The organism is Massilia sp. BAP21 (assembly GCF_057801335.1).
In genome coordinates this window covers 70,561-83,923 of sequence record NZ_CM173596.1, presented here as the reverse complement: position 1 = coordinate 83,923, position 13,363 = coordinate 70,561, and the positions used below count along the sequence as shown (strand labels likewise).

The window sequence follows — 13,363 nt, the reverse complement described above, 5'->3', positions numbered from 1 at the left end:
CACGCGTCGATCGCTATCTGCTCCGCTTGTGTACCGGATGATCTTGCTCCCAACGATCGACGCGTGGACGGCAGAGCCGTCCCCCCTACGAATCCTCGCTGTTCCACATATCTCGCAGTAAGCTTTTGTCATGATCCAGTCATGCACGGGTGCCACCATGCCGGCACTTTCATCGACTGGAGATATGCATGTCCCGTTCCCTCGTCTCGTGCGCCGGTACCGCAATCGCTGCGCTGGCCCTGCTGTCCGCCTGCGGCAGCGACCATGACGACACGCTAGACCAAGCACCGGTAGGCCAGCAGCCGGCGCCGACCACGCCGCCGGCAGCCGCCGCCAACACCAGCGTCGCCTTCATGTCCGACGTCCACTTCCACGACGTCTACGGCGACTTGAAAAGCACCCAGTTCGCGGGCATCCCCACCAAGGACGGCAAGAACGCGACCATCCGCACGATGTACGCGCAGCTGACCTCGACGCGCCTGTTCAACGAAAATTATTTTGCCTTCCGCACCGCGCTCGACGACGCCTACGCCAAGGGCATCCGCATCGTCGCCTTCCCGGGCGACTATTCCGACGACGCCCAGCCGATGAACGTCGACGGCATCGCCACCGTGCTGAAGGAATACCAAGCCAAGGGCATGCGCTTCTTCCTGGCGCCCGGCAACCACGATCCGGTCGAGCCCTACGACGACCTGGAAGCCGGCAAGAACGACTTCCTCACCAAGGACGGCAAGGAGCAGAAGGTCTACGCCACCTCGAACGCCGCCTGCGTGGCCAAGGACCCGAGCGTGGTCTGCACCGACCAGTTGATGGAGCAGGGCTACGAAAAACTGATGGCCAAGCTGGGCGAGTTCGGCTTCAACCCGAACAAGGCCGACCTGCACTGGGAAACCCCGTTCAGCAAGTACACGGGCGGCAAGTACAGCTACGAGGAAGCCGTGGCCCAGTCGGCGGTAGCGAAGCGCGAATTCGAGATCTGCGCCGAAGGTGCGGGCGGCGCGTACAAGGCGGCCGGCGAAGCGAAGCTCGGCAAGTCGTACACGCGCTGCACGGCCATGGTCGACAGCAGCTACCTGGTCGAGCCGGTGAAAGGCCTGTGGCTGCTGGCGATCGACGCCAACGTCTTCATCCCGAATGCGAAGTTCGACCCGGCCAATCCGAAGAAATTCAGCGGCTACGACGGCGCCGGCAACGCCGGCTGGAACAAGGTCCTGACCCACAAGCTGCACCTGGTCGAATGGATCAAGTCGGTGAGCGCGCGCGCCAAGGCCGAGGGCAAGCAGTTGATGGCCTACTCGCACTACCCGACCATGGACTTCTACGCCAACCAGACCGAGGCGATGAAGGCGGCCTTCAAGCCGGGCGCCTTCCAGACCGCGCGCGTGCCCGATGCGGCCACCGCCGCCGGCGTGGCGGCCACGGGCCTGCGCTGGCACGTGGGCGGCCATATGCACTTCAACGGCACCAACGACTTCGCCGATGCCAACGGCAACTACCTGGTGAACGTGCAATCGCCGTCGCTGGCGGTGTATGGCGCGGCCTACAAGATCATCACCTACAAGGACCTGGATACGGTCGACGTCCAGACCGTGGCCCTGAAGTCGGTACCGCGTTTTAATGAGCTCTTCCCCTACTACCAGGTGGAATACGATTACCTGCGCGGCAGCGTGCTGCCGGCCGACGTGGCCAAGCGCTGGGAGCGCGGCATCCTCGATACGCGCTCGTACGGCGAGTTCACCCACACCTACTTCGGCGAACTCTCGCGCCTGCGCTTCATGGACGAATACTGGCCGTGCGAGATGAAGGAAGCGGCGATGGCGCTGGACGGCAGGCAGATGCTGATCATGTCGCAGCTGGACACGCGCGTGACCCTGGCCCAGCTGAGGGACAATCCGGGCGTGGTGCCGCTGACGGCAAACTGCGCCGCCACGGGTACGCCATCGGGCACGGCGGTTGCCGCCGCCCAGCTGACGACCGACTGGCGCGAAGCCACGGTGCGCGCCGAGCTGCTGGCCGCCGGCGCCGGACTGAAGCTGGACGACTTCGCCAAGATCACGCCCTACGACTTCTATGGCGACTTCCACCGTACCGTGTACGCCGGCGAGCTGGCGCTGCGCGACATGGGCCAGGAGCGCGTCAACCAGTACAAGCTCCTGATGCGTGCCTTCCCGGCCAATCCGGCGCCGGTCGTGCGCATCGGCGACAAGGTCTCGGACCAGAATGCCGTGCAGGTGGCATACCAGAACCAGTTCAAGCAGGTGTTCGCCATCTTCAAGGGCCTGGGTTCGGGCAAGCCGAGCGACCGCTTCACGATCGACCTGAAGGGCAAGAAGATCGGAAATGCGGATAGCGCCAGCATGAGTTTTAACTGAGTGAACTTTGACTGAGCTTTAACTGAGCTTTAACCGAGTCAGCTTCGACTGAGTGCACTGTCAATAACGCGATATCCGGGCGGCGGCAAATGCCGTTGCCCGGCAAAGCCTGGCACTTTTGACTACACTGGCTGCTTCTTCCTCTTTCCGGTCAGTTCAATGAGCACAAGCAGCTTGCGCCAGGACGCCCGCGTCATCGGCCTGGTCGGCACCTCGCACGGGGTGTCGCACTTCTACCACCTGATCCTGGCCGGTCTGTTTCCCTGGCTGAAGGAAGCCTTCGGGCTGTCCTACTCCGAGCTGGGCTTGCTGATGACGGTGTTCTTCGTGGTCTCCGGTGTCGGCCAGGCCTTGTCGGGCTTCGTGGTCGACCGGGTCGGCGCGCGCCGCGTGCTGTTCACCGGCCAGGCCTTGCTGGGCGTGGGGGCGCTGGTGCTGGCCTCGGCGCCGAGCTATGCCGTGCTGGTGATCGGTTCCTTCGTCGCCGGCTGCGGCAACGCGGTGTTCCACCCGGCCGGCTACACGCTGCTGAACCATGGCGTCTCGAAAGACCGGCTGGCCTACGCATTCTCGGTGCACGGCATTTCCGGCAACATCGGCTGGGCCACGGCGCCGATCTTCCTGGCCGGCGTTGCCACGCTCTCGAGCTGGCGCGTCGCATTGCTCTCGGCCAGCGCGATTCCCTTCCTGATGCTGCTGGTGCTGTTCCTGAACCGCGCCGTACTGCCGAATGAAGCCACCGTGGCCAAACCGGGCGTGGAGGGCGGCAGTGCCTTCGGCTTCCTGCGCCTGCGGGCGGTGTGGATGTGTTTCGGCTTTTTCTTCCTGACCTCGGTTGCGCTGGGCGGCATCCAGGCCTTTTCGTCGACCAGCCTGGTGGCGCTGTACGGTATCACCTTCGCCACCGCCGCCACCGCCTATACCACCTTCATGCTGTCCTCGGCCGGCGGCATGATCGCGGGCGGCTTCCTGGCGGCGCGCGCCCGCAACCACGACCGCACCATCACGGTGGCCTTTCTGTTTGCCGCCGCGCTGGCGCTGGTGCTGTCCGCCAGCGTCGTACCGGGACCGCTGGTCGTGCTGGTGATGGGGGCGATCGGCTTCGCCACCGGGGTGGCCGGCCCTTCGCGCGATTTGCTGATCCGCGCCGCGGCGCCGCCGAACGCCACCGGACGCGTGTTCGGCGTCGTGTATTCGGGGCTAGACACCGGCATGTCGGTCGGCCCGCTGCTGTTCGGCATGCTGATGGACGGCGGGCACCCGGCGTCGGTGTTCATCGGCGTGGCCCTGTTCCAGACCCTGGCGATTGCCACGGCTGTTGGGGCAGGCAATAGCCGCCGCGCACCGCTAGCGCACAAGGCATAAATCGTCCTGCCTGCGAGCGACAGGAGAAGGACGCGCGTCGCTGCACAGCACGCGCGTTTTTTTATTGCCCGTACTCAATTCAAAAAACGCGGCGAGGGCGAAGATGCAGCGTTACCGGACGGGTCTGGCTTGACTAAATTTCACATCATGAAATAGCCATATCATCCAGTGAAAAGCCTGCGCCGGCTCATCCTTGACGCATCTCTCATTCTAAGAAATTTCATTTCGTATCATGGAATGCAGTTATCAAGTATTTGATTCTATTAGATAAAAAAATCTTTTGCTGTCTTATATAAGAGTGATTGTGCTCTGCACAAACAGGTTTATGATTCATCTAACGGATTTCACTTCGCAATCAGCTAAACCTTTCATCAGGAGAACAACATGGCAACTCGTGAACAGCAAATCGCCGCACTGCAAAACGACTGGGACACCAATCCACGCTGGAAAGGTGTCGTGCGCAATTACACCGCTGAAGATGTGGTGCGCCTGCGCGGTTCGGTCCAGATCGAGCACACCCTGGCCAAGCGCGGCGCCGACAAGCTGTGGACGCTGGTCAACGAAGAGCCTTTCGTCAACGCCCTCGGCGCCCTGACCGGCAACCAGGCCATGCAACAGGTGAAGGCCGGCCTGAAAGCCATCTACCTGTCGGGCTGGCAAGTCGCCGGCGACGCCAACCTGGCCGGCGAAATGTACCCGGACCAATCGCTGTACCCGGCCAACTCGGTGCCGATGGTCGTGCGCCGCATCAACAACACCTTCCAGCGCGCCGACCAGATCCAGTGGTCCGAAGGCAAGGACGACATTGACTACTTCGCGCCGATCGTGGCCGATGCCGAAGCCGGTTTCGGCGGCGTGCTGAACGCCTTCGAGCTGATGAAGTCGATGATCGAGGCGGGCGCCGCCGGCGTGCACTTCGAAGACCAGCTGGCCTCGGTGAAGAAATGCGGCCACATGGGCGGCAAGGTGCTGGTGCCGACCCGCGAAGCCGTGGAAAAGCTCACCGCAGCGCGCCTGGCGGCCGACGTGATGGGCACCCCGACCCTGGTCGTGGCCCGTACCGACGCCGAAGCGGCCGATTTGCTGACCTCGGACGTGGACGACAACGACAAAGCCTTCTGCACCGGCGAGCGCACCGTCGAGGGTTTCTACAAAACCCGTCCGGGCATCGAGCAGGCGATTTCGCGCGGCCTGGCCTACGCGCCGTTCGCCGACCTGGTCTGGTGCGAGACCGGCAAGCCGGACCTGGCATTCGCCAAGCAGTTCGCCGACGCCATCCACGCCAAGTTCCCGGGCAAGATGCTGGCCTATAACTGCTCGCCTTCGTTCAACTGGAAGAAAAACCTGGACGACGCCACCATCGCCAAGTTCCAGAAAGAGCTGGGCGCGATGGGCTACAAGTTCCAGTTCATCACCCTGGCCGGCTTCCACGCCCTGAACTACGGCATGTTCAACCTGGCCCACGGTTATGCACGCCGCCAGATGTCGGCCTTCGTCGAACTGCAGGAAGCCGAATTCGCCGCCGCCGAGAAGGGCTTCACCGCCGTGAAGCACCAGCGTGAAGTCGGCACCGGCTACTTCGATGCCGTGACCCAGACCATCCAGCAGAACCAGAGCTCGACCACGGCGCTGCACGGCTCGACTGAAGACGAACAGTTCTTCGACGAAAAGAAAGTCGCCTGATCCGGCGCACCTGATCCAGCCGATTCGATTCGGCTGGTTGGCAAAAGCCGCGGGCAGTTGTCCCGCGGCTTTTTTTCGTTTCGATGCCGCCGATTTGGGCAGTCCGGGCTTTCTAGGCGATAATGACGCCTGTTACCGCCGTTCGCCCGAACGGCGCTTTGATTTTTAGGATTCCCATTATGTTGAGCTACCGCCACGCCTTTCACGCGGGTAATCATGCCGACGTCCTCAAGCATTTCGTCCAGGTGCAACTGCACCTGTACATGAACCAGAAGGACGCCGCCTATACCTATATCGACACCCACTCGGGGGCCGGCGTGTATGCGCTCGACAGCAATTTCGCCACGAAAAACGCCGAGTTCGATACCGGCATCGGCCCGTTGTGGAGCCGCAGCGACGTGCCGCCGGCGCTGGCCGAATACCTGAACCTGGTCAAGGGCATGAACCCGAGCGGCAAGATGCGCTACTACCCGGGTTCGCCGTATGTCGCCGACCAGATGACGCGCCTGGAAGACCGCCTGCGCCTGTTCGAGCTGCACCCGGCCGACAGCAAGATCCTGGCGGATAACTTCCGCAAGGCCGAGGCGCACCGCGCCGAGCAGGGCGAGCGCGCCCGCGGCCGCCGCGTGATCATCGAGCGCGGCGATGGTTTCAATAGCCTGAAAGCACTGCTGCCGCCGCCATCGCGCCGCGCCCTGGTGCTGATCGACCCGCCCTATGAGGTGAAGGACGATTACCGCAAGGTCAAGGATGCGCTGGAAGAAGCGCTGGGCCGTTTCCCGACCGGCATGTATGCGGTCTGGTATCCGGTGCTGCAGCGCATGGAATCGCGCCAGTTCGCCGACAGGCTCAAGCGCCTGCCGGCCAAGGAATGGCTGAACGTCACGCTCACCGTGTCGACCCCGGGTCCGGATGGCTTCGGTTTGCACAGCAGCGGCATGTTCATCCTGAACCCGCCGTACACGCTGGAGCCGATGCTGCGCGAAGTCATGCCTTACCTGGTGCAGGTGCTGGGCAAGGATGCGGGTGCCAGCTTCGTCATCGAGACCGGCACCCAGGTGACCGGCGCGGCGGCGGCGCGCCTGGGCAACAGCAACGGCCCACGTGTGCCGGTCGGGAATGCGCGCCGCGCCAGCCCGCTGTCGGGCACGGGCAGCCTGCGCCTGCCGGGCCAGGCGATGCCGCAGCGTTCGGCCGAGAAGGCGCCAACGGACGCTGCGGCGGGCGCCAAGGCGGGCGCGGCCAGCCGTGCGAAGCGCTTCTCGCGCCCGGAGGGTGGGGCGCTTGAGCGTGGTGAAGGCCGTCCGGTGTCGCGTTCGCGCGACAATGCAGCCGGCGGCAATGCGCGTCCCGACGAACGCTTCGACCCTTCGCGCGGCGACAACCAGCCGCGTTATGCCGACCAGCGCCGTCCCGCCGGCGCCGGCAAGAGCGCCGGCCCGCGCCGCGAAGGCGGTCCAGGCGGCGAGGGTGCTCGCCCCGGACGCCCCGCAAACGGGCGGCCGCGCAGCGGCGGTCGCGGCTGAGGCGGATGCGCGATGAAGGACGTGACGCAGTGGCCTCGGGCCGCTGTGTGGCGTAGCGGTGTCATGCAGCTGTGTCATACAGCTCGATCACGCAGCCCCGTAACGCAACTGCGTCACGTCTCCCCGATGCACCTGCATCGCGCACGTTTCGATGTAAAAATATAAATATTTACGTTCTGTAGTATAGTCGGCAAAGGCTCGCGTGCGCGTGGGCCGCGTGCTGCGCGTAGCCGCACTTCAAAAGTTTCCGGGAGTTTTTACATGCATGCCGAAGCAACGGCAGTCTCATCCATGCCGTCCGACGAATTCTTCCTGGCCCGCCAGCCTATCCTGGGGCGCGACCAGCATCTGGTTGCCTTCGAACTGCTGTTCCGCGCCGCCGGCGAGCACGAGGATGCGCGCCTGACCGACGGCGCCGCTGCCACCGCGGCCGTCATTTCCCACGCATCGCAGCTCGGCCTCGAGCAGGTGGTCGGGGAGCAACTGGCCTTCATCAACGTCGATGCAGACGTGCTGATGAGCGATTTCGTCCGTTTTCTGCCGCCGCGTAAAGTTATCCTCGAAATCCTGGAAACCGTCAAGCCGACTGAGCCGTTGTTGGCGCGTGTGGCCAAGCTCAAGGAGCTCGGCTTCAAGTTCGCACTCGACGACGTGATCGACCATACCGACGAGGTCGACAAGCTGCTGGGCCTGGTCGACGTCATCAAGATCGACCTGAAGGGCGTGGAACGCCATGCCTTGCCGGCGCTGGCCGCGTCGCTGCGCGCGGCGAACAAAAAACTGCTCGCCGAAAAGGTCGAGACCGTGGAGGAATTCAAGCTGTGCATGGAACTCGGCTTCGAATACTTCCAGGGCTATTACTTTGCGCGTCCCGTGATTCTCAGCGGACGCAAGATCACGCCGTCGGAGATGGTGATCCTGCGGCTGCTGGAACTGCTGCAGGCCGAGGCCGACGACGCCGCCATCGAAACCGCCGTCAAGCGCGACGCCCTGACCAGCCTGAATTTGCTGCGCCTGGTGAACAGCCGCGCCGGCAGCGGGCGGAGTATCGAAACGGTGAGCGAGGCGATTGCCAAGCTGGGCCGCAAGCAGTTGCGGCGCTGGCTGCAAATCCTGCTCTACGCCACCTCGGGCAGCCCGGCGGAACTGCATTCGCCGCTGCTGCAGCTGGCCACTACCCGTGGCAAGCTGCTCGAACTGATGTCGCTGCATGTGCATGGGGACAATGCCGTGTGCGCCGAGCGGGCTTTCACGGTGGGCATCATGTCGCTGGCCGATGCGCTGTTCTCGATGCCGATCGGCGAGATTCTCGAGAATGTGGAACTGGCCGACGACGTGCGCGCCGCGCTCCTGCAGCGTGAAGGCACGTTCGGGGCGATGCTCGATGTGGTCGAGCGCCTGGAGAAAGCGGATACGGGGCCGGTGTTCTCCGCGGCGCTGAAGCGGCTGGGCCTGACCGCGAAGCAGGTGCGCGAGATCGAGCTGGAGGCGTTTGATTGGGTGCGTGAGCTGGCTTGCGAAGCGGCGTAGGCGTTCGGCGATTTTGGTTGGGTGGGCGCGGCCGGCGTAGGCACTTGTGCACACGTGGACTCATCGACGGATCATACGCAGCTTATCCAGCGATCGGCGGCGGTGGCAACCCTTTGCCGACGTCGCATTTGATCAACCGGTGAGACAGCGTGGGCTCGAGAGCCCACCCTACGAAAACCGAAACCCTGCTTACTGCCCCAGGAACAGGAACACCGTCGGCTTCTTGTGGAAATCCGGCGCCTTGCCCGCCGCCAGTTGCGCCTTCCACTTCGCCGCCGTCATCGTCCGCACCGATTCGCTCGCCAGCGACAAATCCGTCGCCACGCACACCAGCGTGCCCGGCTGGCAACTTGCCACCAGCGCGTCGAGCATCTGCCCGTTCCGGTACGGTGTTTCGATCAGCAACTGCGTCTGCTTTTCGCTCCGCGAGCGCGATTCCAGTTCGCGAATCCGCTTGGTGCGCGCCGCCGCATCGGTCGGCAGGTAGCCGTTGAAGGCAAAGCTCTGCCCGTTCAGCCCGCTTGCCATCACCGCCAGCAACAGGGATGACGGCCCCACCAGCGGCCGCACCGTGATCCCGTGCCCATGCGCCAGGCGCACCAGGTCGGCGCCCGGATCGGCCACCGCCGGCACGCCGGCTTCCGACACCAGTCCCGCATCTTCGCCCGCCAGCAAGGGTTCGAGCAGGGCCGACAAGGCCGCCGCCGGCGTATTCACGTTCAGCTCGGCGATGCGGATCTCTTGCAGCGGACGCGACAGGGGATGGTCGAGCGCCACCAGTTTCAGAAAAGCGCGCGCCGTCTTGGCGTTCTCGGCCACGAAATAGCCGAGCTGCGAGGTAATCGCCTGCACCTGGCCGGGCAGGACGCCGTCCAGGGCGCCGGTGTGGGCTTCGGTGGGGCCGAGGGTATTGGGAATCAGGAAAAGGGTACCGGGCATATCGTCAGTAGGAAAAAATCAAACGCCAAAAAAGGAAACGCCGGCGCGGCGCAGCATGCCGGTCAGGGCGATCAGGGGCAGGCCGGTGAGGGCAGTCGGGTCGGACGACTCTATGCGCTCGAGCAGGGCAATGCCCAGGCCCTCGTTCTTGGCGCTGCCGGCGCAATCGTAGGGCTGCTCGATGCGCAGGTAGGCGTCGAGCTCGGCGTCTGGCAGGTCGCGGAAACGCACGAAGACCTGCACGTTCTCGATTTGCGCCGCTTGCGCAGGATCGGCCGCGCGCCCATCCCACAGGCACAGCGCCGTATGGAACACGACCTCGCGCCCGCGCATCGTTTGCAGCTGGGCCAGGGCACGCGCATGGTCGCCGGGCTTGCCGATCTGGGCACCGTCGAGCGTGGCCACCTGGTCCGAGCCGATCACCAGTGCACCGGGGTGGAGCCGGGCAATGGCCTCGGCCTTGGCGCGGGCCAGGCGCAGGGCGGTCTCCTGCGGCGCCTCGCCGGCGCGCGGCGTCTCGTCGATGTGCGGCGCGATGGCCTCGAACGGCAGCTGCAGGCGAGACAGTAATTCGCGGCGGTAGCTGGAACTGGATGCGAGAATGAGGCGCGGCGGGGCAGAACTTGGTATCATGTCGGCGCTGTCGAGATATAAAGCGGGAAGTATAAGCAAAACAGATAGATGGCTGGTCCTGGCAAGCAAAGCTGATAGTTCATCGGCAATGACGCAGAGACAGGGCGGCCAGGCAGGCACATCGTGCAACAGTGCGCCGCCGCCATCCCGAAAAATCGCGTAAGTCTTTGACTGCACGAGGACAAGCCTGTTATTATCGCAGGTTTTCCGGGGACGTTTTCTGCAATGAGCGCTTTTGTCATCGACGCCTTTGAATTTTGCCGCAACCATGGCTATCGCGAAGGTGTCACGCCAGTGGCGGAAATGACCCGCCTGGCCGCCGACTGCGCAGATGCCAGCGGCGATATTACCTGGTCCATCCAGGGCGGCACCACGCCCGAGGGTTATCCGACGATGACCCTGTCGGTGGCGGGCCCAGTCCAGTTGTCCTGCCAGCGTTGCCTGGCACCGTTCGGCTACGAGATCGACTCGTCCACCCAGCTGGTGCTGGGCGTCGACGACGAGGAAGCCGACGGGATCGAGGAAGTCCTCGACGATGAAAGCATCGACGTGATCGTCGGCAGCCGTGAGTGCGACCTGCTCCAGCTGCTCGAAGACGAAGCCCTGCTGGCCCTGCCGCAGTCGCCGAAGCACGATGTGTGCCCCGACACCAAGCTGTTGGATGCACTGAAGTCCGAAAAGGTATCGCCGTTCGCCGGCTTGAAGAACCTGAAATCCGAATAAGTAGTAAGCAGTTGTAGTACGTCAGAACGTGTCAAACGCGTGCACAGTCGAGTATGTCAGGGCAGCGTTTCATACAGAGTCGGCAATCGGAGGATTGCCGGTGGGATACTCGATGCGCATGTTTTTGCAAATCGAATGTGTTAGAATTTTAGAACTTTAGTATTAGGAGTCATCATGGCAGTTCAGCAGAATAAGAAGTCCCCATCGAAGCGCGGTATGCACCGTTCGCACGATTTCCTGGTTGCCCCTAACCTGGCAGTCGAGCCGACCACCGGTGAAACCCACCTGCGTCACCACATCAGCCCGAACGGCTTCTACCGTGGTCGCAAAGTCCTGAAGACCAAGAACGACGAGTAATCGCCGTCTTGCTTTTCTGTACCATGAAAGCGGTGCAACGTATGATGAGTGCGTGGCGCCGCTTTTTCTTTGTCCCCGGCTGCACCATCCGCACCGTCATTGCCCTGGCCTGGCGCCCCGCCGGCTTGTATCCTGCCGCTCGCTCCTGAGTCGCGGCTCGTATTCCCAAAATGACAATTAAAATTTCCATCGACTGTATGGGCGGAGACCACGGTCCTTCCGTGACAATCCCTGCAGCAATTTCCTTCCTGAAGAAGCAGCCCGAAGCCGAACTGATCCTGGTCGGTCTCGAAGACGTGCTGCGCGCGGAACTGAAAAAACACCATGCCGACGCGAATCCGCGCCTGACCGTGAAACACGCCTCCGAAGTGGTGGCGATGGACGATCCGGTCGAGGTTGCCCTGCGCCGCAAGAAAGATTCCTCGATGCGCGTGGCGGTCGAGCTGGTCAAGGACGGCACGGCGAATGCCAGCGTCTCGGCCGGCAACACCGGCGCCCTGATGGCCGTCTCGCGCTACGTGCTGAAAACCATGGCCGGCGTCGACCGTCCGGCGATCTGCTCGATCCTGCCGAACCAGAAGAACGGCCCGACCTACATGCTCGACCTCGGCGCCAACGTCGACTGCTCGCCGCACCACCTGCACCAGTTCGCCATCATGGGCTCGGTCCTGTTCTCGGCCATGGAAGGCGTGAAAAAGCCGACCATCGGCCTGCTGAACGTCGGCACCGAAGAGATCAAGGGCAACGAAGTGGTGAAGAACACGGCGACCCTGCTGCGCGCCGACCACGAGCGCGGCTCGCTGAATTTCTACGGCAATGTCGAAGGCAACGACATCTTCAAGGGCACCACCGACGTGGTCGTGTGCGACGGTTTCGTCGGCAACGTGACCCTGAAGGCGATCGAAGGCCTGTCGCGCTACATGAAGTCGGTCTTCAAGTCGAGCCTGCTGTCGATGCTGGGCGCCCTGATCGCGCGCGGCGCGCTCAAGAAACTGAACCCGGAGCGCTACAACGGCGCCGGCCTGCTGGGGCTGAAAGGCCTGGTGTTCAAGAGCCACGGCAGCGCAAATGCCTACGCTTTCGAGTGGGCGATCAAACGCGCCTACGATGCAGCACAATACAATGTACAAGAGCAATTGTCGGCGATGATAGCCGAACTGATGCCAGATACGCCTGACGCCACGCGCCAGGTCTGACCTACAAGCGGAACAAGGTGGAGACGCAATGACTGTCTACAGCAAAATCATCGGCACCGGCAGCTACCTGCCGGAGCGCCGGGTCACGAATGCGGACCTGACCGCGCAACTGGCCGCCAAGGGCATCGAAACCTCGGACGAGTGGATCAGTTCGCGCAGCGGCATTTCCGCGCGCCACTACGCCGCTGTCGGCCAGAACTCTTCCGACCTCGGTGTCGAAGCGGCCAAGCGCGCGCTCGAGATGGCCGGCAAGACCCCGGCGGACATCGACATGGTGATCGTCGCCAGTTCCACGCCCGATTTCCAGGGCAGCTTCCCGAGCACCGCCTGCATCGTCCAGCGTAAACTCGGCATGAACAACAACAGCGCCGCCTTCGACGTGCAGGCCGTATGCAGCGGCTTCGTCTATGCGGTGTCCACCGCCGACGCCTTCATCAAGGCCGGCATGCACAAGACCGTGCTCGTGATCGGCGCCGAAGTGTTTTCGCGCATCCTGAATTTCGAGGACCGCACCACCTGCGTGCTGTTCGGCGACGGCGCCGGCGCCGTGGTCATGGCGGCATCCGATGAGCCCGGCATCCTGGCGAGCAAGCTGCACGCCGACGGCACCCATGCCGACATCCTGTCGATCCCCGGTCACCCGGAAGGCGGCCCGGCCGCGGCGAATGCCGGCTTCCTGCACATGGATGGCCAGGCCGTGTTCAAGCTGGCCGTGACCGTGCTGGAACAGGTGGCCGGCGAAGTGCTGGACGCGGCGCAGATGGCGCCATCCGACGTCGACTGGCTGATCCCGCACCAGGCCAACATCCGCATCATGAAGAGCACCGCCAAGAAGCTGGGCCTGCCGATCGAGCGCATGGTCGTCACCGTCGACGAGCACGGCAATACCTCGGCCGCTTCGATTCCGCTGGCGCTCGACATTGCCGTGCGCGATGGCCGCGTCAAACCGGGCGACAATATCCTGATGGAAGGCGTGGGTGGCGGCTTCACCTGGGGCGCCATCCTGGCCCGCATGTAATTAAATAGGGAAAATAAAAAG

Annotated in this window: 10 protein-coding genes and 1 pseudogene; 9 read left to right on the top strand and 2 right to left on the bottom strand. The window is 63.5% G+C overall.

Annotated elements, in window-relative coordinates:
- The first annotated feature begins 188 nt into the window (after positions 1–188).
- The 5 genes and pseudogenes from ACWYRN_RS00375 (at position 189) to ACWYRN_RS00355 (ending at position 8,476) form a co-directional block, all read left to right on the top strand.
- Positions 189–2,372, top strand: coding sequence for a metallophosphoesterase (locus ACWYRN_RS00375; protein ID WP_488690591.1), 2,184 nt, complete (start codon positions 189–191; stop codon positions 2,370–2,372).
- Between the two features lie 159 nt (positions 2,373–2,531).
- The gene (locus ACWYRN_RS00370) at positions 2,532–3,737 is read left to right on the top strand and encodes an MFS transporter (RefSeq protein ID WP_488690590.1); all 1,206 of its coding nucleotides are present in this window, start codon (positions 2,532–2,534) and stop codon (positions 3,735–3,737) included.
- A gap of 384 nt (positions 3,738–4,121) precedes the next feature.
- Positions 4,122–5,420 (top strand): isocitrate lyase, encoded by a 1,299-nt coding sequence (gene aceA / locus ACWYRN_RS00365; protein ID WP_229436964.1) that lies wholly within the window; start codon positions 4,122–4,124, stop codon positions 5,418–5,420.
- Between the two features lie 179 nt (positions 5,421–5,599).
- Positions 5,600–6,472: pseudogene (locus tag ACWYRN_RS00360) on the top strand (23S rRNA (adenine(2030)-N(6))-methyltransferase RlmJ); the annotation flags it as partial.
- A 735-nt stretch (positions 6,473–7,207) separates the two neighbouring features.
- Entirely contained in the window at positions 7,208–8,476 is a 1,269-nt protein-coding gene (locus tag ACWYRN_RS00355) for an EAL and HDOD domain-containing protein (RefSeq protein WP_488690589.1), read from the top strand.
- A 189-nt stretch (positions 8,477–8,665) separates the two neighbouring features.
- Here the strand turns inward: ACWYRN_RS00355 and ACWYRN_RS00350 are convergent, their stop codons facing one another.
- Together ACWYRN_RS00350 and ACWYRN_RS00345 are read right to left on the bottom strand one after the other, a co-directional pair.
- Positions 8,666–9,415, bottom strand: a complete 750-nt coding sequence (locus tag ACWYRN_RS00350; RefSeq protein WP_488690588.1) for an SAM-dependent methyltransferase — start codon at positions 9,413–9,415, stop codon at positions 8,666–8,668.
- Positions 9,416–9,433: 18 nt separating this feature from the next.
- On the bottom strand, positions 9,434–10,048 hold the full coding sequence (locus ACWYRN_RS00345) for a Maf-like protein (RefSeq protein WP_488690587.1): 615 nt from the start codon (positions 10,046–10,048) through the stop codon (positions 9,434–9,436).
- A gap of 225 nt (positions 10,049–10,273) precedes the next feature.
- Here ACWYRN_RS00345 and ACWYRN_RS00340 point away from each other — a divergent pair, with 225 nt between their 5' ends.
- The 4 genes from ACWYRN_RS00340 to ACWYRN_RS00325 all read left to right on the top strand — a co-directional run bounded on the left by ACWYRN_RS00340 (position 10,274) and on the right by ACWYRN_RS00325 (position 13,342).
- Positions 10,274–10,771: a YceD family protein gene (locus ACWYRN_RS00340; protein ID WP_229436954.1), complete on the top strand. Its 498-nt coding sequence runs from the start codon at positions 10,274–10,276 to the stop codon at positions 10,769–10,771.
- Between the two features lie 174 nt (positions 10,772–10,945).
- Complete coding sequence (gene rpmF / locus ACWYRN_RS00335; protein ID WP_028104096.1) at positions 10,946–11,128, top strand: 50S ribosomal protein L32; 183 nt, start codon at positions 10,946–10,948, stop codon at positions 11,126–11,128.
- A gap of 170 nt (positions 11,129–11,298) precedes the next feature.
- On the top strand, positions 11,299–12,324 hold the full coding sequence (gene plsX / locus ACWYRN_RS00330) for a phosphate acyltransferase PlsX (protein ID WP_488690586.1): 1,026 nt from the start codon (positions 11,299–11,301) through the stop codon (positions 12,322–12,324).
- A 28-nt stretch (positions 12,325–12,352) separates the two neighbouring features.
- On the top strand, positions 12,353–13,342 hold the full coding sequence (locus ACWYRN_RS00325) for a beta-ketoacyl-ACP synthase III (RefSeq protein WP_488690584.1): 990 nt from the start codon (positions 12,353–12,355) through the stop codon (positions 13,340–13,342).
- The last annotated feature ends 21 nt before the right edge of the window (positions 13,343–13,363 follow it).